Here is a 22983-nt window from a genome sequence, read left to right on the forward strand (position 1 = left end):
GCGCCCGGCTCATAACCGGTAGGTCCGGGGTTCGAGTCCCTGAAGGCCCACCATTAATTTAAAACTGTGGATTCAAATAAAGGGGTGTAGTTCAGTGGCAGAACGTCGGTCTCCAAAACCGAATGTCGTGGGTTCAAATCCTGCCACCCCTGCCATTTTGGAATCAAGAAAGCAATTAAAATTGACAAGCCTATACCATTGTAAGTAATAGGGGCGCATAGCTCAGTTGGGAGAGCACCTGCCTTACAAGCAGGGGGTCACAGGTTCGAGCCCTGTTGTGCCCACCAAAAATTTATTAGAGCTGATGGTATTATATGGGCTTGTAGCTCAGGCGGTTAGAGCGCACGCCTGATAAGCGTGAGGTCGGTGGTTCGAGTCCACCCAGGCCCACCAAAATGCTCAGAAAGCTAAGAACTTCAATATTATAGGGGCCTTTAGCTCAGTCGGTTAGAGCGCCCGGCTCATAACCGGTAGGTCCGGGGTTCGAGTCCCTGAAGGCCCACCATTTTAATAAAAAAACAGACCAAAAGGTCTGTTTTTTTATTATGAATAGGAAAATTCTATTTTAATCTTTAACATGTTTCGCTAGGAGCTTTCTTATTAGCTGAGTATATTTTTAAAAGTCTCTATGAGTACATTTTTAATATTATCAATACAATACTTTTTTTCAATCATTAGTATCAAAATACCTGCGGGTAGTTTATAGTCCGTAGCATCTTCGATATTTTCAAGCCCTTCTATTTTAGATATGTCTATATAAATACATTGTTCTTCTTCAGTAATAAACCCACGCTTAAATTCTATTGATATAGTGAAATTATTAAAATCTTCAGTTGTTATACTATAAATTTCACTATAATATTTTATATTATTTTCTAATAAAGAGTCTAGATTGCCATTGATATTTATCATATCACCACTTATTTGTATATTTTCGATGGTAAATTTTATAGTGGTGCTTTTAATATCAAGATAGAAGCTTTTTTTATCATCTAGTACATCTAATATTTCAATTATATCTAGCATATGAGCAAGATCATCATAATTATGTTTTAATATATTTTCTTTTAATAATGTATTCTTAGATACTATATAATCGTAGTAAAAAGCAATACAGTCACGACCAGAGTATTTGTCCTCTCTAATAAATCCTAAGCTAAGTTCTATGGTTTTTAGTTTTAAATTTGGCAGGTTTAGATAATATCTATTTTTCTTAATTATTTGATATAAATCAAAGGACTTTGCCTTATCAAATATATAATGAGTACCATATTTCTTTAAGCGATGCTCGATAAATGGTAAATCGAAAGACTCTCCATTAAATGTAATAATTTTGTCAAAAGTTGATATCATGTCTGTAAACTTTTCTAATAGTTCCTGCTCCTTATCCATATTATTTGCAAAGTATTGATTTAAAATCCAATTATTAGTTTTAAGATCATAATATAGAACCCCTATTAGGTAAATCATATCATTATTTCTATTTAACCCAGTGGTTTCAATATCTATAAAGCAAGTATTGGTATTTTTAAAATATTTTTCTAGATTTAAAGAATGAGAAATTATATTTGTTATAGTTTCCATAAAAAATTCACCCTAAGCCTTCATTATGTTATAATTATAATATTGATATTTTCATTATACCTTTAAATTGATATAAAATCAAAATTTGTATATAGAAATATTATAGGATTGAAAGGAGAGAAAACTAATAATGACTAATCTTGAAGAACATATCTCTAAAATGTCCAATGAAGAGATTAGAGATAATATAATGTCTCTGAATACAAAGCAACTTAAACTTATTAAAGAATCTAGTTATTTAAATGCTTTTAGCGCAATAAATACACTTAAAAATACATTAAAATATAAAATCAAGAATGATAATATGGAACTCACTAGTGAGATTAATTTATTAGATTATTATTTAAATAAGACTATCGGATTATTAGATAATTCTATTAAGTATGAATCAGACAATAATATAAAGCTAAAATTACAAGAAGTAATGGATATTAGACAAGAATTATATGAATTATCTTCAATTATAGATGGATATAGTATAGAGATAGCTTATGTAGGTGAATTAGCAGATCAACATGGAATTAAGATTTTATCTAATAAAGATTATGATAATGTTCCATATAGTATTAAAAAAGTGGAAGACTTAATAACCATGATAAATGAGGTATTAAGTAAATTTAAAGATGATTATTATAAATATATATATGTTATTTCACAAATAATCTCAATACTCCCTATGAGGTTAGTGAAAGAAAACTATTTTTCTATAGTTAAAAACACTATAATGAGAAATCTAAAGCCATATACTAAGTCACAGGTTGAAAGTCAAATTAATGAATATAAAAAGCAGTTTGATAGTTCTATAAGGGATGGATATGGTACAAAATTTGATTATTATTTTAGAGAGATTCAGAAGTTAAGGAATATAAATTTATCTGATAAAGACATAGATGGACTAGATGATATAGTAAAAGAAATAATGAGGCTTACTAAAGAAATCAATGAAATATTTGATTTTATATTAAGATTAGGTTTGATAAGCAATATGATTATAGTTATAAACTTAACTGATAGAATTGCTATCTCTAAAGAAATTGAAGATATATATTATAATTGGATAAAAGTTATATGGGATGAAGATAAGGAAAAAGCAGATGAACTAACAGATCAAATTGAAAAGAAAATTAAAGAAATTGAAGAAGAGATATTTGTGGACTTGGAAGAGTTTAACATATTGAATTCTGAGGCATTAAACAGAGAGGATTTTAGTTATGATGACTTAAACGAAGAGTTGCTATACACTAAAAAGACACTTACTTATTATAATGATGCTAAGCTATCAGATTATAATATATTATTTCCAGAAGATGAGAGCTTGATTACACAAGAGTATTTAGAACAGATTGTTGATTCTTTGATTCAATATATCAATAGATCTTTGAGTAAAATGAAAAACATAGAAAGAAAGGTTAGGATGAGAAAACTGCTATCTCATATAGAGTTGCCTTTTAACGGTATTGAAGAATTTAATAACTATATTAAGTATTCATTAGATAATAGGGTGCTACCTAAAGAAGAAATTAATTTTACCATAAGCTATATACTATATTTTTTGGAAGATTTACTGAATAGTAAACAGGAAATATAATAATTCTATAAAAGGGATGATGTTAATGTTAATGAATAAGATGAGGATGATATAGATGAGTATGGATAGTGGCATAAGAGGATTGAAAAAGGGTTTATTTACATTATGGAGACTGACAAAGATAATCGTTCCTGTATATTTTTTTGTTACATTTCTTAAAATGACTCCTATATTAGATATGATTTCAAAATGGTTTGAGCCCGCAATGAGTTTAATCGGATTGCCTGGTGAAGCATCCTTGGTCCTTGTATTAGGTAATTGCATTAATTTATATGCAGGTATAGGAGCAATTACTAGTTTAACATTAACAATTAAACAGATAACTATTTTAGCTGTTATGCTATCATTTTCTCATAGTTTATTTTTAGAAACAGCCGTTGCGAAAAAAACAGGGGTAAGTTTATTTTTTGTAGTGACTGTCAGACTTTTATTAGCAATAATGTCAGGCTTAATATTAAACATTATCCTATAGGAGGTAAATAGATGGACTTTTGGTTATATATTAAAGAAAGTTTTATTGGGGCTTTAGGTTCAGTAATTACGATGGCTAAAATTATTATTCCATTAATGATAATTATGGAACTCCTTAAGGACTCTAAAATATTAGATAAATTATCTGAAAAGATGAAGCCTATTGCTAAATTTTTTGATATATCCAATGCTGCTGTTTTTCCTTTAATTATAGGATTAATATTTGGATTATCTTATGGTGCTGGAGTTATTATAGAAAGTGCAGAAGAGAATAATTTAAGTAAAAAGGATTTATATACCTTGATGATATTTTTAATTGCTTGTCATGCAGTGATTGAAGATACACTTCTGTTTGTAGTGGTTGGGGCTAATCTTTGGTTTCTATTAGGCATAAGATTAGGTGTAGCGATAATTATCTCCTTATTTGCATCGAAAGCCTTGAAGAAGCTAGAGATAAAAAAACAACTTACTAAGGAAATAAGGGGAGAATGCTAAAAAGGTGCTAATTTAAGCACCTTTTAATTTCTTATTCTTGCTCTTCTTCCTCATAGAATTCTTCCGCTTCTAATCCTCTGAAACCCCTTTTACATCCAGGACGATCAGGTTTACCTGGATCTTCAATATCTCCTATACTATCTTCATCTATTTGTCTTGGGAATAGTGTTGGGAATGTTGTACAAATTGGTGAAGTTTCTGGAGAGATTTCAGTAAAGCCTGTTGAAAGTACACATAATTGAACAGGAACTACTATTTTCTTCTCGCAAGATATACAAAGTGCAATGATTAAATCTATTCTCACTTCTCCTGTCTCTGGATTTATGCGTATATCTCTAGCAATGCTATTGGTACCCAATCTTGTTTCACACAATATATTACAGAACTCTGCAAATCTTGGGAAGAATGCTGAGTCAAATACTGAAGGTATGCATAGTTCAAAGAAGTTGGTTAGTATTATAGGTGCATTAACTGGTGCAATAGGAACATTAGCACTTAAAGTAACGGTGCTTCTTCTTCCATTAGGACTTAGAACTAAGACATCAATTTCAATTAAAACATTACCTCTTAGTGCAATTCTTTGTGTACCAAATACTGGTGTACCTCTTCCTTCATCATCACATACAGTTGTATCAGCAAATATTAATCTTTGATTTCTGCATCCATCTGGACCTACGACCTCTACAAAGTTTCCTTGTGCATCTCTAACGAATTCTCCGCCTGAAAGGATTGTTTCAGGATCTACAACTAAATTACGAGGATCATTTACATTTGCAGGATTAAAAAATCTTCTACATCTAATATCTACTATTCTTATTATTCTCGAGCCTACAGGTAAGTTTGGAGTAAATCTAACGTTACTGACAGTACTTAAGGCTTGTAAGTTTACAAGGGTTGCATCATAAACTTTTTGTACAAAGATTGGTTCAGTTACTACTCTCCTCAGAGTACCATCCCACTCACAGCCCTTAGTTCCAACACAACATCTATCAGTAATATTCTGAGTTAAATCTTCTGGTAATATATTTGAATGCATTCTACTTCCTCCTTTTCAAATAATATAAATTTACTTCTCAATGATAATATATTCTGTCTGATATTATTCTGTTACAAATAAAAACTGTAATATAAGCTAGAAGAAGATAATATTCATTATTAAGGAGAGACAAATTAATATTGCTATTAAGAAAAGCAAGAAGGTGGTGTTTAAATGACATTTTTTACTGATCGATGGACTATTGCTGAAATTGGATCAAATAATACTATCTTAGTTAGGAAGTCCAAAAATAATATTTTATTAGAAAGAGTAGTAGGAGATACAAGTATTAATAGTAGAGAAATCATAGCTAGAGATGTTCTTGAGGAATATGATTTAGGAATTGATATAATGAATAATATTTATATATTATATCAAAGCAAAGAAGGACATCTTGTTCTAAATGTACTAAAGGAGAAGAAGAAAGAAGAAATACAACTTACATCTGAGCCATTACCAGAAGTATTTGAGTTGAACATCATAGTAAAGGATAAGATAATTCATATATTTTATCTTATAAGAATATCAGATGAGGAAATGAGGTATAGGATATACCATTACTATTATAATGAAAATAAGTGGAGCAATCATATAATTGAAGAAATTAGTGTAAATAAGGTACTAAACCCTATTAGATTAATGCAAACTGACAAGAGTATTTTATTATTATATTATAGTAATGATAAAAAAATAGAGCTAAAAGAATTTAGTATGGATAAATTAGTATGGAGCAATAATAGAACCTTAGTTGGAACGGAAAATGATAAATTATTTTTAGATGTGCTTAAGATGGATAATATTATTCATATGACTTATGGTGAATTTATAAGCGGAAGTTTAGTTATAAAATATAATCAATTCTCCTACGATGATGGAGAATATGAAAAAATTAGAGAACAGCATATATCAAATGAGGGAAGTCCATCTTATCCTAATATAATATTTTATGAAAATAAGTTATGGATCACTTGGGTAGAGTTAAATAAGATAATGAGCAGAAGTAGTGAAGATAAGGGGATGAATTGGGAACCAATAATATATATGTGGAAAGGATCAAGGGATATAGATTTTGTTAGATATAAGTATTTAACGACGATCTCTAAAGACAATGTTCTACTTCAGCATTCCTTTGGTAGCATATATCCAGAGGTAACATTTATGGGGTTTGGTCCCTTAGATAATGTGGTAGAAGTTCCTATAAAAAAAAAGAAATCAATAAGCATTCCAAGAATTTAGAAACAATAATAGAAGAACTAGAAGAAAAGGTAAGAAAATTAGAACAAAATATATTTGAAATTGAAGATTTTTTAAATCGTAGAACAAGAGGAACATATGGAAAAGAAAGAAAAAGGCCATTATAAGCCTTTTTCTTTAAAATATCATATAAATAGATTTTGCTCTATTATTTCTTTAATTTCATTCATATTATTCGTTAGACCTAATGCTAGCATAAGTTTTATTCTTATTTTTTGTCCAGGCAAATTCCCTCCAAAGATTACTCCTAATTCACGTAAATGCTTCCCTCCTCCTTCGTAGCCATAAGAATCTAAAACTCTACCCGTTGGGCATCTTGATACCATAACAACAGGTATATTTTTATTGATAGCTCTTTTAACCCCTGGTACCATTTTAGGAGGAAGATTTCCTCTGCCTAAAGCTTCAATAACTATACCCTTATATCCAGAGTCTATGTAAAAATTTAATATATCGGATTCAATTCCAGGAACGCATTTTATTAATCCCACTTTTTCTTCTATAATATTAGTATCAATAAATTGGTGGGATATCATATCTCTATAAAATATAACTTCATCATTATCTACAATTCCCAAAGAACCAAATTCCGGGGATTTAAATGTATCTAAAGATAATGTGTTTGTTTTGGTTACCTCACTAGCAGCATTTACCTCATTATTCATTACAACTAATACACCTTTATTTTTAGCTCTACTAGAGATAGCAGTACATAAAGCTGCTGACAGATTGCTAGAGCCATCATATCCAAGCTCAGAACTGTTTCTCATTGCTCCTACTACAACAATAGGCTTGTCTGTCTTAATTATTAGATCAAGGAGATAAGCAGTTTCTTCTAAAGTATCAGTACCATGAGTTACAATGACACCTGTAATATCCTCTCTAGCTATAGTTTTTTTAACTAAATTAGCTATTTCCATCATCATAGAAGGTGTAATATGGGGACTAGGTATGTTGGCATAGTTAATTACTTCAATTTCAGAGAAATTTTCTATATTTGTAACCATACTAATAATTTCTTCTGAGGTCAAGGCAGGTATGGCTGCATGAATACGGGGATCAATTTTCATAGAAATAGTACCACCAGTAAATATTATGGCTACTTTATTTTTATTAGACATATTATATACCTCCAATTAATTAAATTGATAATTTACACGCAATATTAATATAACATATTTTACAGCATTATTGGAATATAAAGAAGAATTATTACATAAAAAAAAAGACTCCACTTGGAGTCTTCACCCATTTTGGATGTAAATAAACCGTTCAAAAGGGGTATTGGGAATAGAGATCTTATTTGAGGTTACCAGGGGGATAACCACAATTAAATTATAGCAAATGTCGACAAAATATGCAACACTTTTTTAAAAAAACTTCAATATTCGACAAAAGATTTACATAATATAGAAATATTCTACTTTAATATAGTATATAAATCCTGTATAATAGTATAGAAGGAAATAGTATTTATAGGGGGTTTTAATATGAATAACAAATTTTTGGAATTGAGAGACGTATTATCAAAAAATAGTTTTGTAGTAAAAACATTTAATAATATTTCAGAAGCGAAAGAAGAATTACTATCCGAAATCAAAAAAGAAGAATCTATAGGTATAGGTGGTTCTATGACGATACAAGATATGGATATATATGATGATTTAAAAGATAGAGGTAATGAAATTTACTGGCATTGGAGAAAAGATGTTGAAGACGCAGCTGTAAAGGCTATAAATACAGATACTTATATTGCCAGCACAAATGCATTGACTATGGATGGTAAACTTGTAAACATGGATGGGACTGGAAATAGAGTGGCTTCTATGATATACGGTCATAAGGATGTATATATAGTTGTTGGAAAGAATAAAATATGTAAGGATTATGATGAAGCTAGAGAGAGAATTAAAAATATTGCAGCACCAATGAATGCTAAAAGATTGAATCTTAGCACTCCATGTACTCATACTGGAAAATGTATTGATTGTGATTCACCACAAAGAATTTGTAGATCAGAGGTTATAGTTCATAAAAAACCTGGAGGAACTAATATTCATATTTACTTAGTAGATGAGGAATTGGGATACTAAATAGAAGAGGTGTATAATATTTGATTTATTTGGATAATTGTTCCACAACAAGACCAAGAGAAGAAGTTGTAAATGTACTAATCGAGAGTATGAGAGATGATTTTGGAAATCCCTCATCTCTTCATAGACTTGGTATGAAGTCAGAAAAGAGGATAAAGCAGGCTAGGGAGTATATTGCTAGATATTTAAACGTAACTACCAATGAAGTTTATTTTACATCTGGAGGTACTGAAAGTAATAATATTGCTATTCAGAGTATTGTAAATAAGCTAGGTAAAAGGGGAAAACATATAATTACTACAAAAATTGAGCATCCTTCAGTATTGAATATAATGAAAAACTATGAACAACAAGGTTTTGATATTACCTACTTAAATGTGGATAATTTTGGGTATATATCTTTAGAGGAATTAAGAAATGCTATTAGAAAAGATACAATCTTAGTATCTATAATGCATGTGAATAATGAAATTGGTTCTATACAGCCTATTAATGAAGTAAAAAACATTATTAATTTAATAAATCCTAATATATTATTGCACGTAGATGGAGTACAAGGATTTGGAAAAGTAGATGTTTCTTTAAAAAATTGGGGTGTAGATAGTTATTCCTTTAGTGGACATAAGATATATGGGCCTAAAGGAATAGGAGGATTGTATATAGATAAGAAACATATTCTTTCTCCCATAGCGTTTGGGGGTAATCAAGAGAGAGGACTAAGATCAGGAACTGAAAATATAACAGGTATTATTGGTTTTGGTGAGGCTGTAAGGATAATGACACAAAAGTTTAAAGACGAATCTGATCATGCATTTAAGCTTAAGAAATATTTTGCAAGTAGAGTAAGAGAAGAAATTCAAGATATAAGATTTAATACGACCTTAGATGAAAAATCTTCGCCATATATATTAAATATATCATTTAATCATGTTAGAGGAGAAGTTTTGTTACACTATTTGGAAGATAAAGAGATCTATGTCTCTACGTCTTCAGCATGCTCATCTAAAGGTACAGAAAAGAGTCATGTTCTTAGAGGTATCTGTCTAAGCAATGAGGAGATAGAAGGAGCAATAAGATTTTGTTTCTCATATGAAAATACTTTGGAAGATATGGAAACTGCAGTTCAGATATTAAAGGAATCAGTATCTGAGATTAGACAAATAACTATGAGGTGATTAGGTGGATAAAGTACTATCTGTAAGTTTAGGTGAAATTGCTCTAAAGGGATTAAATAGAAAATACTTTGAAGATCAATTAATTAAACATATTCGAAGGGCAATAAAAGATATAGGATTTGAAAAGATATATAAAGAACAAGGGAAAATATATATACAGGCTGAAGAACAATTTTTTCCCCAGATGATAAATAGATTGAGAAAAGTATTTGGGCTTGTATATATAAGCCCATGTATCAAAGTAGAAAAAGATGTAGATGAAATTGAAAATGCTGTATTAAAAGCCGTAAAGGAGAAGATAGAAGGAGAGAAGATTAAAACATTTAAGGTCGATACCAATAGAGCAGATAAAAATTTTCCGATAAAATCTCCAGATTTCTCTAAACAAATGGGAGGGGTTATACTTAAAGCTTTTAATGAACTCAGTGTAGATGTCCACACGCCAGATACCTTAGTATATATCGATATAAAACAAAACGCATATATTTATACAGACAAAATAAAAGGACATGGAGGCATGCCAATAGGCACCAATGGGAAAGGATTGCTCCTTTTATCAGGAGGTATAGACAGTCCAGTAGCAGGATTTCTGATGGCAAAGAGAGGTGTAGAAATATCAGCAGTTCATTACCATTCCTACCCCTTTACTAGTGAAAGGGCAGAGGAGAAAGTTAAAGATCTAGCTGGGATTTTATCTAGATATACTGGCAAGATAACAATGTATAGTGTAAATATATTAGAAATTCAGAAAGAAATAAATGCTAAATGTCCTGAAAAGGAAATGACAATCTTATCTAGAAGGTTTATGATGCGAATAGCAGAAAGGATAGCTGAAAAACAAAATATAAATGCTTTAATAACTGGAGAGAGCTTAGGTCAAGTAGCAAGTCAGACTATTGAAGGAATTAGTGTGACAAATGCAGCAGTTAAACTACCGATATTAAGACCATTAGTAGGATTAGATAAAGTAGATATTATAGAGATTGCAAAGGATATTGAAACTTTTGAAACGTCGACTCTTCCTTTTGAAGACTGTTGTACTGTTTTCTTACCTAAGCACCCAGTTACAAAACCAAGGATAGAAGACATTGAGAAATCAGAAGAAGTATTAGATGTAGACTATCTAATTGACAATGTAATAGAAAATATGAAAGTAACTACGATAGAATAGTAGAAAGGGGAAAAAAGATGAAAGGAAAATCTTTATTAATTATAATAGGTATAATTGTATTGTTGGCATTTCCACTTATAGGCTCATACAATAGTCTTGTTACATCAAATGAAAATGTGGATGCAGCCTGGGCACAAGTGGAGAATCAATTGAAGCGTAGGGCAGATTTAATACCAAATTTACTGGAAACTGTCAAGGGTTATGCATCTCATGAGAAAGAAGTAATTGATAGTATAGCCTCAGCAAGATCCATGTATGCTGGTGCAAAAACTCCACAAGAATTTGCAGAGGCAGATGAAGGATTAAATAATGCAATAAAGAGTTTAAATGTAATCGTTGAGAATTATCCAGATTTAAAAGCTAATCAAAACTTTGCAGATCTTCAAGTTGAATTAGCAGGTACAGAAAATCGAATAGCAACTGAAAGAATGAGATATAATGATGTAGTAAAAACATATAATACAAGGATTAAAAGATTCCCAACAAATATTATGGCTGGAATATTTGGATTTGATAAGAAACAATATTTTGAAATCAATCAGCAAGATGCAGAAGTACCAAAAGTAAATTTTTAGGTGGTGCCTAGATGAAGAAGAACAAGATATATTTAATTATTTTTTGTATCATTGTACTTCTATCTACATCTGTTTATGGTAGCAGTTATGAACTACCTGAACCTAGTTATGATTTTTATGTTTATGATGAAGCTGGGATAATAGATAAGGATATTGAGAATTATATTATTGATATAAATAAGGATATATATAAAAAAACAGGAGCTCAAATAGTAGTGTCTACAGTAAACTCTCTAGGAGATATGGATATAAATTCTTATGCTACAGCTTTGTTTGAAAAATGGGAAATAGGCAGTAAGGAATATGATAATGGTATGCTGGTATTAATTGTGCCAAATGATAGGGAAATATGGATTGAAGTTGGTTATGGTTTAGAAGGACGATTTCCAGATAGCAAAACCAAGAGGATAATAGATAATTATATTTTACCTTATTTTGCAGAAGAAAAATATTCAGATGGTGTGTTGGCAGGATTTAACCAGATATTGATTGGACTAGAGGAAGAATACAATATATCTTTAGATAAATCAAAGGTAGTTGACGAGCCTTTTCCTGTAGCTGACTTAGGATCTTCTATTTCTAAGATTCCCATCATAATAGGGATAATTATTTTTCTATTTATAGATTTCAAATTATTTCGTGGTATGATTACCTACAGTATACTTCGTGGTATAGGAAGAGGAGGCCGTGGAGGTGGATTCGGCGGATCCTCTGGGGGAGGAAGGTCATCTGGCGGTGGTGGTCGCTCAGGCGGAGGCGGTGCCGGAGGAAAATGGTAGAATTTAATAATTTATTTCAATAAACTAGTATTTAATACTAGTTTATTTTTTTATACAATAAATTTAGTATATTAAACTTAGAAAATTAAAAGTGTCCTATAGATGTGTATAATACAGAGATAAAAGGCAAATAAAAATTTCAAAAAACTATTGACATTTATCATGGATTTTGACTATAATATGATAGTTGGAAAAAAGTTTAGTAATTATAAACTAATTATTTAATATATGGTTAGTTCTTTAGGAGGTGTATTATGAAAATTGGTGACAAAATAAGAAGGTTAAGAATACAAAATTCACTTACTCAAGAAGAGTTAGCAGATAGATCTGAATTGACTAAAGGATTTATATCTCAAGTAGAAAGAGATTTAACATCTCCTTCTATAGCTACATTAGTTGATATTTTAGAGGGACTTGGAACAAATTTACAGGAGTTTTTTAATGAAAGTATTGATGAGAAAATAGTTTTTTCAAAAGATGATGCTTTTGAAACAGAAAATGAAGAATTAAAATATGTTTTAAAGTGGATTGTACCTAATGCACAAAAAAACAAGATGGAACCAATTCTTATAGAGTTAGAACCTGGAGGAAGATCAAAAGAAGATACACCTCATGAAGGAGAAGAGTTTGGGTATGTAGTAAATGGAAGTATTTTTGTCTGTATAGGTAGAGAAAAGTATAAAGTTAGAAAAGGTGAAAGCTTCTATTATAAAGCCAACTCTAATCATTATATATCAAATGAAGGCAAAACAAAGGCCTCAATTATTTGGGTGAGTACACCACCAAGTTTTTAAAGATAATGGGGGGAAGAAAATGCATACTGTAGAATTAAAAAATGTTACAAAAGAATTCAACGGAGTTACCGTTTTAGAGGATATAAATTTATATATTAGAGAAAATGAGTTTTTAACTCTTCTAGGGCCAAGTGGCTGTGGTAAGACAACAACTCTTAGAATAATAGGTGGATTTGAAGAGCCAACTAAAGGTACAGTCTTATTTGAAGGAAAAGATATTACAGAAGTACCACCCTATGAAAGACAAATAAATACTGTGTTTCAGAAGTATGCTCTTTTCCCACATTTAGATGTATATGATAATATTGCCTTTGGGCTAAAAATAAAAAAGATATCTAAGGATGAGATTAGTAAAAGAGTTAAAGAAATGTTGAGACTTGTGAATCTTCAAGGCTTTGAAAATAGGACGATTGATTCTCTAAGTGGCGGACAGCAGCAAAGGATAGCTATAGCTAGGGCACTTGTCAATGAACCTAAGGTACTTTTATTAGATGAGCCTTTAGGGGCATTAGATTTAAAGCTTAGAAAAGATATGCAGATAGAACTTAAAAATATGCAAAAAAGAGTAGGTATAACATTTATATATGTAACCCACGATCAAGAAGAAGCCTTAACAATGTCAGATACTATAGTTGTAATGGATAAGGGAAGAATTCAACAAATTGGTACACCAGTTGATATATATAATGAGCCTAAAAACGCATTTGTTGCTGAGTTCATTGGAGAAAGTAATATTATAGATGGAATTATGCATGAAGATTTTTTAGTTGAATTCTCAGGAAAAAACTTCAAATGTGTAGATAAAGGTTTTAGCAAAGATGAAGATATAGAAGTGGTAATAAGACCAGAGGATATTGAAATAGTTTCGGTAGAAAATGGAATCTTAAATGGCGTAGTTGATTCTGTTACTTTTAAAGGAGTTCATTATGAGATGATAGTTAAATCCAGTGACTTTGATTGGATGATACACAGTACAATAATGAAGCCAGTGGGAACTGAAATAGGAATGACGGTGTCACCTGAAAATATTCATATAATGAAGAAGGTGAGAGAAGAATGAAGATGAAGAAAACAGCTTATCCTTATGTTCTATGGATGGTTATATTTATTGTAGTTCCACTTCTTCTCATAATGTATTTTGCATTTACTAGAGGAGACAGTCAAAATTTTGCTACATTTCAATTTAGCTTAGATAATTTTAAAAGGTTTTTTACACCAACCTACTTGAAGGTACTCGGTAGGTCGGTTAATCTAGCTTTTATTTCTACCATTGTCTGCTTAATACTTGGATATCCCATGGCATTTATCATCTCGAAAGAAAAGATAAGAAAAAGGAATATTATGATTTTGATGTTTGTCATACCAATGTGGATGAATTTTCTATTACGAACTTACGCATGGCTTACTTTGTTAGGTAGAAATGGTTTTATAAACTTTCTAGTTACAAAACTAGGGTTTCAGCCACTTGAATTAATGTATAATGATAAGGCTGTTTTACTTGGCATGGTATACAATTTCTTGCCTTTTATGGTTTTGCCTATTTATTCAGTATTGACTAAGATAGACAATAGTTTAATAGAGGCAGCGGAGGACTTAGGTGCTAATAAGATTCAGGTATTTGGTAAAGTTATACTTCCACTTAGTGTACCAGGAATTATAACGGGAATAACCATGGTATTTATACCAGCAGTAAGCACATTTATAATATCAAGCTTATTAGGTGGAAATAAATATAATTTAATTGGAAATCTAGTTGAACAGCAATTTAGATGGACAGGAGATTGGCATTTTGGATCTTCGATGTCTATAATATTGATGGTGTTTATCCTTATAACGATGGCTCTTACATCTAAATTTGATAAAGAAAAAGAAGGTGGAGGTGGGGGACTATGGTAAACAAAGGTATAAAAAAGTTATATACATTTCTAATATTCTTGTTTCTATATGCTCCTATTATTGTTTTAATAGTGTTTTCCTTCAATAATTCTAAATCAAGAGGAGTATGGGCTGGATTTACACTGAAATGGTATATAGAATTATTTAAAGATGCTGAGATACTAAAGGCCCTTTATTATACCTTACTTGTGGCAGTGCTTTCAGCAGTTATATCTACAATTATTGGCACGTTTGCTGCAATTGGTATATATAATATGCCTGGTCTAAATAAGAAAATAATTTTGAACTTAAACTATATTCCTGTATTAAATCCAGATATAGTTACAGCAGTATCACTTATGGCGTTATTTAGATTCTTGAAGATAGAATTTGGTTTTACAACCATGCTTTTATCACATGTAACATTTTGTACACCCTATGTTATATTATCTGTATTGCCAAAATTAAAACAGATGAATAAACATCTAGCTGAGGCAGCTATGGATCTGGGAGCAACACCATTTTATGCCTTGAGAAAGGTTGTTATACCAGAAATAATGCCAGGTATAATAACAGGCGGACTAATGGCATTTACATTGTCAGTGGATGATTTTGTTATATCTTTTTTCAATACAGGAAATGGTGTTTCCAATTTGAGCATTGAAATATTTTCTATGACAAGGCGAGGAATAAATCCTGTAATAAATGCATTATCTACTCTAATGTTTGTTAGTTTAATGATAATGTTACTAATAATAAACAAAAGAACAGAGAAAAATGAAATGGAAAGAGGTGTTTAATTTGAAGACAAGAAAATCTATAATATTTTTAGTTGTGATTTTAGTCATTGGAGTTATAGCAGCAGGATGTGGTGATAGTAGACCAAGTATCAATGTATACAACTGGGGAGACTATATAGACAAAGATGTAATTAAAGAGTTTGAAGAAGAGTATAATATAAAAGTGAATTATAGTATGTATGCAACTAATGAAGACTTATATGTGAAGTTAAAACAAGGTGGAAGTAGCTATGATGTAATAATTCCATCAGATTATATGATTGAGAGAATGATTAGAGAAGGTATGCTATCAAAATTAGACACGAATAATATACCAAATTTACAAAATGTAGATGAGAAATTTTTCAATCTAGACTTTGATCCAAGTAATGAATACTCTGTGCCTTATATGTGGGGAACAGTAGGAATAATCTATAATAAAGCAAAAGTAGATGATGTGGTAGATAGCTGGGATATTTTATGGAACGAGAAATATAAGGATCAAATAATTATGCTAAATAGTCAAAGAGATACTTTAGCAGTAGCATTATTGAAGTTAGGATACTCTATGAATACAAGAGATATAAATGAATTAGAAGAGGCAAAACAAGAGCTAATAAAACAAAGACCATTGGTATGGGCATATCAAGGTGACGAGGTAAAAGATACTATGATAGGTGGAGAAGCAGCACTTGCTGTAGTTTGGTCAGGTGATGCAGTTGCTATGATTAGACAAAATCCTGATCTAGCATATGTAATACCAAAAGAAGGAACTAATCTTTGGTTTGATAGTATGGTGATACCAAGTACAGCAAAGAATAAAGAAGGTGCTGAGGCTTTTATTAACTTCATGTGCAGACCAGATATTGCAGCAAAAAATACTGACTATATAGGATATTCAACACCTATACCAAAAGCAATAGAAACGCTGCCAGATGATATCAAAAATTCTAAAGTTGCATATCCATCTGATGAAGAAATCAAAAATACTGAAATATTTAAAGACCCAATGGATATTATACAAGAATATGATAGAATATGGACTGAGGTAATGTCAGGACAATAGAAAATATAAAATTTGAAACACTGGATTACAGTAACAATATGTAATCCAGTGTTTTTATATATAATATTCTGGAGCTAGTTATTTAGGTACAACTATTTTCTAAGTTTTATGAATATCATTTAAGTTTATGATAAAAATATAATAAAGTAAAACTTAGGAGGTATATGATGGACAACAAAGAGATGAAAGATAGTGATATGTATAAGGCGGATGAAATTAAAGGTCAGACTCAGGAAAAGCCTGGTAGGGAGTTTAAAATGGAGCCAGAGCCTATATATGATAATAAAGCTCATATGGGATATGGCAGATTAAAGGATAAGGTAGCCATAATAACTGGTGGAGATAGTGGTATAGGAAGAGCAGTAGCTGTAGCTTATGCAAAGGAAGGAGCTAATCTAGTAATCGTATACAATATTGCAGATAAAGATGCTAATGATACTAAGAGTGTCATAGAATCATATAATGGTAAGGTTCTTTTAATAAAAGGTGACATTGGTAACAGTGAATTTGCCCAAGAAATAATTGATAGAACTATAAAAGAATATGGAAAACTAGATATTCTTATTAATAATGCAGCAGAACAACACCCTCAGCAAGGTATTCAATATATAACTGATGAACAGCTTGAAAATACTTTTAGAACCAATATATTTGGAATGTTTTATCTAACAAGGGCTGCAATATCTTATTTATCTGAAGGGAGTTCAATAATCAATACTTCTTCAATTACAGCCTATAGAGGAGATTCTACATTAATTGATTATTCTTCAAGTAAAGGAGCAGTTACATCATTTACGAGATCACTGGCATTAAATTTAGCAGAAAAGAAAATCAGGGTAAATCAAATAGCTCCAGGACCTATTTGGACTCCACTGATTCCATCTACCTTTGATAAGGCTAGTGTAGAAATTTTTGGAGAAAATACGCCTCTAAAAAGACCAGGGCAACCTGTTGAATTAGCAGAAGCCTATGTATTTTTAGCATCTGACGGAGCAACTTATATGTCGGGTCAAACGATTCATATAAATGGTGGAGAAGTGGTGAACGGATAGTGTTAAGAGGCACCTAACTAGTACTTTGATAGAGGATTTTTTTATTATGGGTCAACTAAGGGGATTAAAGGGTCTTGGTTGGCTCATTATTTTATATTAAGTATTCTTACAAATAAAAATATCTTTATAGTGAAAAAGATATTTTATTTATCTTATATAACAAGTATTATTGTAATTTAGAGTAATGGTGCTATATATTATGATTGAATTAAATTAGGAGTAGTTTTTACCTTGTTTTTATAATTTGTTCAAAGGGTATAATAAAATTATAGAGGTAGACACTAAAAGAACTGATTTATATAAAAACATAGAAAAAAGGAGAAAGGTAGATACGATGACAATAGAAACAGGATGGAATTTAGATAACAGTTATGTAAATAATCTTCCAGAATTGTTTTTTACTAAAGTTAACCCAACCCCTGTAAGTTCACCAAAAATGATTATTCTCAATTACCCATTGATAAGATATTTAGGATTAAATATCCAGACACTTCAAAGTAATGAGGGCGTAGCTATATTTGCTGGAAATAAGATTCCAGAAGGAGCTATGCCACTTGCTCAGGCTTATGCAGGTCATCAATTTGGTCATTTCACCATGTTAGGAGACGGTAGGGCTGTTTTAATTGGAGAGCAGATTACACCTTTAGGAGAACGGTATGACATCCAATTAAAAGGTTCAGGTAGAACACCATATTCTCGTGGAGGAGATGGGCGAGCAGCACTTGGACCAATGATTAGAGAGTATATTATAAGCGAAGCTATGCATAACCTTGGAATTCCAACAACGAGGAGTCTAGCGGTAGTGACAACGGGTGAATCAATAGCCCGTGAAACTCGTCTACCGGGAGCGATTTTAGCACGGATGGCAGCTAGTCATTTACGAGTGGGTACTTTTCAGTATGCTGCAAAATGGGGTACAGTGGAGGATATACGAATACTTTCAGATTATACAATAAAACGGCATTTTTCATATATTGAAGATGATGAGAACCCTTATCTATCATTACTTAAAGAAGTAATAAAGCGACAAGCTGCTCTTATTGCTAAATGGCAGCTAATAGGCTTTATTCATGGAGTAATGAATACTGATAATATGACTATAAGCGGAGAGACTATTGATTATGGTCCTTGTGCTTTTATGGATACCTATGATCCAGCAACTGTATTTAGTTCTATTGACATTCATGGACGCTATGCTTATGGTAATCAACCTAATATTGCTGCATGGAATCTTGCAAGATTTGCTGAAACTTTATTACCTTTATTAGATGAAAATCAAGAGAGAGGTGTTAAGTTGGCTCAGGATGCCATTTCAGATTTTGGAAAGTTATATCATAGAAACTGGCTTACAGGAATGAGGGCAAAGTTAGGAATATTTAATGAAGAGTCAGAGGACGGATCCCTTGTTGAAGATCTCCTTAATATAATGCAGAAGTATAGGGCTGATTATACCAATACATTTGTAGCTCTCACTTTCGAAAAACTAGAGGATTCATCTTTATTTAGTACTGATGAATTTCTTAAATGGCATAGAAGATGGAAGGATAGACTAAGTAGGCAACAGGAATCCAATAATTCATCTCAACAACTAATGAAAAATTCTAATCCTTCTATAATCCCTAGAAATCATCGAGTGGAAGAAGCATTAGAAGCTGCAGTAAAACAAGGAGATTATAGTGTACTTGAGCGACTTCTTGACGCTCTTTCAAATCCTTATGATTACTCTATCAAACAGGCTGACTATTCCACACCACCTGAGCCATCAGATCGTCCTTACAGAACTTTTTGTGGAACTTAACTTAGGTAATTGTTCTTTTATCTTAGATTACGATGTGTAATATATTGCACATCGTAATCTATATTACATAGGAATTTTTTAATAATGAGACAAAACTATTTATACTTATTTATCAGTATGATATATTTATATTAATTACTTTATTCTGTTAGTGTATAATGGGAGTGATTTAATGTGATAAATATTGGAAGTCTTCTTAATATCAATAATTACTTTGATAGTATAATAATTACTGATAATAGAGGCATTATAGAGTATTATTCGAATATGAGATCGGATATATATGATCTAAGGCAGGATGAGATAATAGGTAAAAGTATACTAGAGATTCATCCTTATTTAACACAAGAAACTAGTAGTATCATGAGGGTTTTAAAGGATGGCAGACCAATATATGACCAAATTGAATATCTAACAACAAAACATGGGCAAAATATAACTAACATATATAGTACTTTGCCTATAGTGAAAGAAGGCAAGGTAGTTGGTGCCATTGATCTTGCTAGGTGTGTTAATGAAAATGAGCGTCAGAGTATTATTCTTACTCGTAGCAATAATGAGAAGGAAAGATTATATCAGCTTAATGATATCATTACAAAATCACCAGCTATGAATGAAATCAAATCTAAAATTATGAGAATAGCAAATACAGATTCGTCTGTTATGATTTATGGTGAAACTGGCACTGGTAAAGAACTAATTGCACAGTCAATACATAGTTATAGCTATAGAAATAGTAATAAATTTATATCTCAGAATTGTGCAGCTATACCATCGAATTTGTTGGAAGGTATTTTATTTGGTACAGTAAAGGGCAGCTATACTGGTGCTGAGAATAGAAGGGGACTATTTGAAGTTGCAAATGGTGGGACATTATTTCTAGATGAAATTAATTCAATGGATATCAATATGCAGAGCAAAATATTAAAAGCAATTGAAGAGAAAAAGGTAACAAGAATTGGAGGAACAGAACCCATTGATACAGATATACGTATAATTACTGCTCTAAATGAGCAACCTCTTTCATGTGTTGAGCAAAATACATTAAGAGAAGATTTATATTATAGATTAAATGTAGTACAAATAGATATTCCCCCATTAAGGGAAAGGAGTGAAGATATTACTTATTTAACAGATTATTTTATTTCTAGATATAACTCAAAGATGAATAAATCCATAATTGGACTTAGTGATGAAGTTAAAGAGCTATTTTTGAATTACAGTTGGCCTGGTAATATTAGGGAACTTAGAAATGTTATAGAGGGTGCATTTAACATTATTGGATCTAGATATATACAATTAAGAGATTTACCACATTATTTAGTAAGTCAATTTAAAAATCAGTTACTTAACGTTGAATTGAACAATCAAGAAATGTCATTAGTTGAAAAAGTAGAAAGTTATGAAAAGCGATTATTGATAAATGCATTGGTTTCATCTGAGACTATAGCTGAAGCAGCAAGGAAATTAAAATTGTCTAAACAAGCATTAAGCTATAAATTATCTAAATATAATCTAAAATAAATTAAATGTGATTTAAATAAAGCTTAAGGACAAAAAATCTTGACCATGGGTCAAGATTTTTTGTCCCTTTATTGTTTGGTTATAGTATTTTGGTCAAAATATTTTGATTGCTTGTGTCAAGATTATTATGAAGAGTCTGAAAATACGAGAAAATAATTGGCATATGATTTGCAACTATAAAATATTGAATTAAAATAAAATTTGTAAGGAGGAAATTTTCATGTCAGATTATGGTTTCTTAAGTTTAGTACCACCAATTATTGCTATTATTTTAGCTCTAAAGACGAAAAAGACTTTATTGTCTTTGTTCTTCGGTGTATGGGTAGGTGCCACTATTATTAGTGGATATAATCCATTAGTTGGCTTCACAAAAGTTGTGTCAGATTTTATGGTTCCAGCTATAGGAAATACATATAATGGAGGAATGCTCTTATTAGTAACATTAGCTGGAGGATTCGCTTATATGTTAAGAATAACAGGTGCTGCTGAGGCTTTTGCTCAAATAACAACTAAAAAGATTGATACTCCTAAAAAAGCTCAAGTGGTGACATGGGCATCCTCATTTATATTTTCATATACTGAGCCATGCTTGATTCTTGGAACAATTATGAGACCTATTACAGATAAGGCTAGAGTATCTAGAGCAAAGCTTTCTTATATTTTAGACTCAATGGGATGTAATTTAGCATCATTTTCGCCTATTAGCAGTTATGGACCTTTTATAGCAGGGTTAATTGCTACTCAACTTACAGCTGCTGCCATTGAAGGAAATGAATGGTCGATTTATTTACAGATGTTTCCCTTTAACCTATATGGATTTTTCGCAATGATAATGGTATTAATTGTCGCTCTTACTGGGATGGATATAGGACCTATGATGGTAGAAGAAAAAAGAGCTAGGGAAACTGGAAAACTGTTACCAGACGGAGTTGAGTCAATAATTACAGAATCTAAAACTGTTTTACCAGAAGGATATAAATTAACTATTAAAAACTTCATCATACCTATGGCCTCACTGTTTCTTTCTATATTTGCTACAATATTTTGGAGTGGAAATATAGTTACTAACGGATTTCGAGGTGCATTTGTCAATGCCAATATTGTTTTAGCCATTTCTATGGGATTTATAGGTGGAGGAGTTGCCGCTGGTTTAGTAGGTGTAACAACTGGATTATTTAAAATTATAGATGCTTTTGATGGTTTTGTTAAAGGTATGGAAGAACTTATAATGGTCCCATTTATATTAGTGTTAGCTTGGTCTATGGGTGGATTAACAAGCACTATGGGAGTTGGTACATTCTTATCGAATGTGGTTCAAAACCACTTAACTGGTGGATTAGTCCCCGCTTTGATTTTCTTATTTAGTGCATTAATTTCATTTGCAACAGGTAGCTCTTGGGGTGTTTGGGCAATTATGATGCCTATAGCTATACCGATGGCTATTTCATTCAATATTCCCATACCTTATGTTGTAGGGGCAGTAATTGGTGGAGGTTTATTTGGAGATCAATGTTCACCTATTTCAGACACTACAATAATGTCTTCAACAGGTGCTGCATGTAATCATATAGTTCATGTTACAACTCAGTTATTCTATGGTGTTATTGTAGGAACAGCTGCTTTCTGTGGTTTCTTATTCGGAGGACTTACTGGTCAATATTATTTAAGTATAGGAGTTACAGCAATTGTTCTTGTTGGATTAATATTTCTTATGAATAGATTTTCAAAACCAGAAGAAGTTAGTGTGAAATAATATCAGAGTTATCAAGCTAATAGTTACTTATTTTAGGAAAGTCTAGTGTAACTAGATTAGAATGATTTTAATATAAAATATATGTGAAATTTAAATCTATAGGACATTAAGGAGGAATAAG

21 protein-coding genes and 4 tRNA genes are annotated in these 22983 nt (G+C 31.3%); 22 read left to right on the forward strand and 3 right to left on the reverse strand.

The genetic code is table 11. The features are described from left to right. Positions 1 to 80 precede the first annotated feature (80 nt). The 4 genes from RDK80_RS16090 to RDK80_RS16105 all read left to right on the forward strand — a co-directional run bounded on the left by RDK80_RS16090 (position 81) and on the right by RDK80_RS16105 (position 505). Positions 81 to 155, forward strand: a tRNA-Trp gene (locus tag RDK80_RS16090). A gap of 56 nt (positions 156 to 211) precedes the next feature. Further along, positions 212 to 287 (forward strand) — tRNA-Val (locus tag RDK80_RS16095). 29 nt (positions 288 to 316) lie between these two features. Further along, a tRNA-Ile gene (locus tag RDK80_RS16100) sits at positions 317 to 393 on the forward strand. A gap of 35 nt (positions 394 to 428) precedes the next feature. Next, a tRNA-Ile gene (locus RDK80_RS16105) sits at positions 429 to 505 on the forward strand. A 95-nt stretch (positions 506 to 600) separates the two neighbouring features. Here the strand turns inward: RDK80_RS16105 and RDK80_RS16110 are convergent. After that, positions 601 to 1584 (reverse strand): ribonuclease H-like domain-containing protein, encoded by a 984-nt coding sequence (locus RDK80_RS16110; protein WP_216560883.1) that lies wholly within the window; start codon positions 1582 to 1584, stop codon positions 601 to 603. Positions 1585 to 1714: 130 nt separating this feature from the next. On the opposite strand from RDK80_RS16110, the gene RDK80_RS16115 reads away from it, so the two are divergent. The 3 genes from RDK80_RS16115 to RDK80_RS16125 are packed head-to-tail and all read left to right on the forward strand — an operon-like array spanning position 1715 to position 4138. Then, positions 1715 to 3172, forward strand: coding sequence for a hypothetical protein (locus RDK80_RS16115; protein ID WP_216560885.1), 1458 nt, complete (start codon positions 1715 to 1717; stop codon positions 3170 to 3172). A gap of 55 nt (positions 3173 to 3227) precedes the next feature. Beyond that, positions 3228 to 3644: a nucleoside recognition domain-containing protein gene (locus RDK80_RS16120; protein ID WP_216560887.1), complete on the forward strand. Its 417-nt coding sequence runs from the start codon at positions 3228 to 3230 to the stop codon at positions 3642 to 3644. 11 nt (positions 3645 to 3655) lie between these two features. Then, positions 3656 to 4138: a nucleoside recognition domain-containing protein gene (locus RDK80_RS16125; protein WP_094904145.1), complete on the forward strand. Its 483-nt coding sequence runs from the start codon at positions 3656 to 3658 to the stop codon at positions 4136 to 4138. Positions 4139 to 4169: 31 nt separating this feature from the next. On the opposite strand, the gene RDK80_RS16130 is transcribed toward RDK80_RS16125, so the two are convergent. Next, positions 4170 to 5174 carry a hypothetical protein gene (locus RDK80_RS16130; RefSeq protein ID WP_094904146.1) on the reverse strand — a complete coding sequence of 335 codons (1005 nt, stop codon included), beginning with the start codon at positions 5172 to 5174 and terminating at the stop codon, positions 4170 to 4172. A 174-nt stretch (positions 5175 to 5348) separates the two neighbouring features. On the opposite strand from RDK80_RS16130, the gene RDK80_RS16135 reads away from it, so the two are divergent. After that, positions 5349 to 6410 (forward strand): hypothetical protein, encoded by a 1062-nt coding sequence (locus RDK80_RS16135; RefSeq protein WP_216560889.1) that lies wholly within the window; start codon positions 5349 to 5351, stop codon positions 6408 to 6410. Between the two features lie 143 nt (positions 6411 to 6553). On the opposite strand, the gene RDK80_RS16140 is transcribed toward RDK80_RS16135, so the two are convergent. Further along, a complete protein-coding gene (locus RDK80_RS16140) occupies positions 6554 to 7549 on the reverse strand; it encodes an asparaginase (RefSeq protein WP_216560891.1) in 996 nt (331 codons plus the stop codon). Positions 7550 to 7918: 369 nt separating this feature from the next. On the opposite strand from RDK80_RS16140, the gene RDK80_RS16145 reads away from it, so the two are divergent. From RDK80_RS16145 to RDK80_RS16210, 14 genes are all read left to right on the forward strand, one after another. After that, complete coding sequence (locus RDK80_RS16145) at positions 7919 to 8521, forward strand: lactate utilization protein (RefSeq protein ID WP_216560893.1); 603 nt, start codon at positions 7919 to 7921, stop codon at positions 8519 to 8521. A gap of 20 nt (positions 8522 to 8541) precedes the next feature. Further along, positions 8542 to 9696 carry a cysteine desulfurase family protein gene (locus RDK80_RS16150; protein WP_216560895.1) on the forward strand — a complete coding sequence of 385 codons (1155 nt, stop codon included), beginning with the start codon at positions 8542 to 8544 and terminating at the stop codon, positions 9694 to 9696. 4 nt (positions 9697 to 9700) lie between these two features. Then, positions 9701 to 10867 (forward strand): tRNA uracil 4-sulfurtransferase ThiI, encoded by a 1167-nt coding sequence (gene thiI / locus RDK80_RS16155; RefSeq protein WP_094904151.1) that lies wholly within the window; start codon positions 9701 to 9703, stop codon positions 10865 to 10867. Between the two features lie 17 nt (positions 10868 to 10884). Then, the gene (locus RDK80_RS16160; protein ID WP_216560897.1) at positions 10885 to 11442 is read left to right on the forward strand and encodes a LemA family protein; all 558 of its coding nucleotides are present in this window, start codon (positions 10885 to 10887) and stop codon (positions 11440 to 11442) included. 11 nt (positions 11443 to 11453) lie between these two features. Continuing rightward, a complete protein-coding gene (locus RDK80_RS16165; protein WP_094904153.1) occupies positions 11454 to 12221 on the forward strand; it encodes a YgcG family protein in 768 nt (255 codons plus the stop codon). 254 nt (positions 12222 to 12475) lie between these two features. Beyond that, entirely contained in the window at positions 12476 to 13015 is a 540-nt protein-coding gene (locus tag RDK80_RS16170) for a helix-turn-helix domain-containing protein (RefSeq protein ID WP_216560899.1), read from the forward strand. 19 nt (positions 13016 to 13034) lie between these two features. Further along, a complete protein-coding gene (potA, locus tag RDK80_RS16175; protein ID WP_094904154.1) occupies positions 13035 to 14075 on the forward strand; it encodes a spermidine/putrescine ABC transporter ATP-binding protein in 1041 nt (346 codons plus the stop codon). Continuing rightward, complete coding sequence (locus RDK80_RS16180) at positions 14072 to 14911, forward strand: ABC transporter permease (protein ID WP_201260061.1); 840 nt, start codon at positions 14072 to 14074, stop codon at positions 14909 to 14911. Before potA ends, RDK80_RS16180 begins: the two co-directional genes overlap by 4 nt. Next, positions 14905 to 15690, forward strand: a complete 786-nt coding sequence (locus RDK80_RS16185) for an ABC transporter permease (protein ID WP_094904155.1) — start codon at positions 14905 to 14907, stop codon at positions 15688 to 15690. Before RDK80_RS16180 ends, RDK80_RS16185 begins: the two co-directional genes overlap by 7 nt. A gap of 1 nt (position 15691) precedes the next feature. Then, complete coding sequence (locus RDK80_RS16190) at positions 15692 to 16735, forward strand: PotD/PotF family extracellular solute-binding protein (protein WP_246565877.1); 1044 nt, start codon at positions 15692 to 15694, stop codon at positions 16733 to 16735. Positions 16736 to 16902: 167 nt separating this feature from the next. Further along, on the forward strand, positions 16903 to 17787 hold the full coding sequence (locus RDK80_RS16195; RefSeq protein ID WP_235601422.1) for an SDR family oxidoreductase: 885 nt from the start codon (positions 16903 to 16905) through the stop codon (positions 17785 to 17787). Between the two features lie 334 nt (positions 17788 to 18121). Continuing rightward, entirely contained in the window at positions 18122 to 19585 is a 1464-nt protein-coding gene (locus tag RDK80_RS16200) for a YdiU family protein (RefSeq protein WP_216560935.1), read from the forward strand. Between the two features lie 174 nt (positions 19586 to 19759). Next, a complete protein-coding gene (locus RDK80_RS16205; protein WP_216560905.1) occupies positions 19760 to 21109 on the forward strand; it encodes a sigma-54-dependent Fis family transcriptional regulator in 1350 nt (449 codons plus the stop codon). 220 nt (positions 21110 to 21329) lie between these two features. Continuing rightward, the gene (locus RDK80_RS16210; protein ID WP_216560907.1) at positions 21330 to 22862 is read left to right on the forward strand and encodes a Na+/H+ antiporter NhaC family protein; all 1533 of its coding nucleotides are present in this window, start codon (positions 21330 to 21332) and stop codon (positions 22860 to 22862) included. Positions 22863 to 22983: the final 121 nt, after the last annotated feature.

Origin of the sequence: uncultured Tissierella sp., from assembly GCF_902479755.1 — a bacterium.
GTDB lineage: Bacteria > Bacillota > Clostridia > Tissierellales > Tissierellaceae > Tissierella > Tissierella carlieri.

Excerpts from the sequence above, each read along its gene's own strand:
- RDK80_RS16110 (WP_216560883.1), bottom strand. The coding sequence starts at position 1,584 with ATGGAAACTATAACAAATATAATTTCTCATTCTTTAAATCTAGAAAAA.
- RDK80_RS16115 (WP_216560885.1), top strand. The coding sequence starts at position 1,715 with ATGACTAATCTTGAAGAACATATCTCTAAAATGTCCAATGAAGAGATT.
- RDK80_RS16120 (WP_216560887.1), top strand. The coding sequence starts at position 3,228 with ATGAGTATGGATAGTGGCATAAGAGGATTGAAAAAGGGTTTATTTACA.
- RDK80_RS16125 (WP_094904145.1), top strand. The coding sequence starts at position 3,656 with ATGGACTTTTGGTTATATATTAAAGAAAGTTTTATTGGGGCTTTAGGT.
- RDK80_RS16130 (WP_094904146.1), bottom strand. The coding sequence starts at position 5,174 with ATGCATTCAAATATATTACCAGAAGATTTAACTCAGAATATTACTGAT.
- RDK80_RS16135 (WP_216560889.1), top strand. The coding sequence starts at position 5,349 with ATGACATTTTTTACTGATCGATGGACTATTGCTGAAATTGGATCAAAT.
- RDK80_RS16140 (WP_216560891.1), bottom strand. The coding sequence starts at position 7,549 with ATGTCTAATAAAAATAAAGTAGCCATAATATTTACTGGTGGTACTATT.
- RDK80_RS16145 (WP_216560893.1), top strand. The coding sequence starts at position 7,919 with ATGAATAACAAATTTTTGGAATTGAGAGACGTATTATCAAAAAATAGT.
- RDK80_RS16160 (WP_216560897.1), top strand. The coding sequence starts at position 10,885 with ATGAAAGGAAAATCTTTATTAATTATAATAGGTATAATTGTATTGTTG.
- RDK80_RS16165 (WP_094904153.1), top strand. The coding sequence starts at position 11,454 with ATGAAGAAGAACAAGATATATTTAATTATTTTTTGTATCATTGTACTT.
- RDK80_RS16170 (WP_216560899.1), top strand. The coding sequence starts at position 12,476 with ATGAAAATTGGTGACAAAATAAGAAGGTTAAGAATACAAAATTCACTT.
- potA (WP_094904154.1), top strand. The coding sequence starts at position 13,035 with ATGCATACTGTAGAATTAAAAAATGTTACAAAAGAATTCAACGGAGTT.
- RDK80_RS16180 (WP_201260061.1), top strand. The coding sequence starts at position 14,072 with ATGAAGATGAAGAAAACAGCTTATCCTTATGTTCTATGGATGGTTATA.
- RDK80_RS16185 (WP_094904155.1), top strand. The coding sequence starts at position 14,905 with ATGGTAAACAAAGGTATAAAAAAGTTATATACATTTCTAATATTCTTG.
- RDK80_RS16195 (WP_235601422.1), top strand. The coding sequence starts at position 16,903 with ATGGACAACAAAGAGATGAAAGATAGTGATATGTATAAGGCGGATGAA.
- RDK80_RS16200 (WP_216560935.1), top strand. The coding sequence starts at position 18,122 with ATGACAATAGAAACAGGATGGAATTTAGATAACAGTTATGTAAATAAT.
- RDK80_RS16210 (WP_216560907.1), top strand. The coding sequence starts at position 21,330 with ATGTCAGATTATGGTTTCTTAAGTTTAGTACCACCAATTATTGCTATT.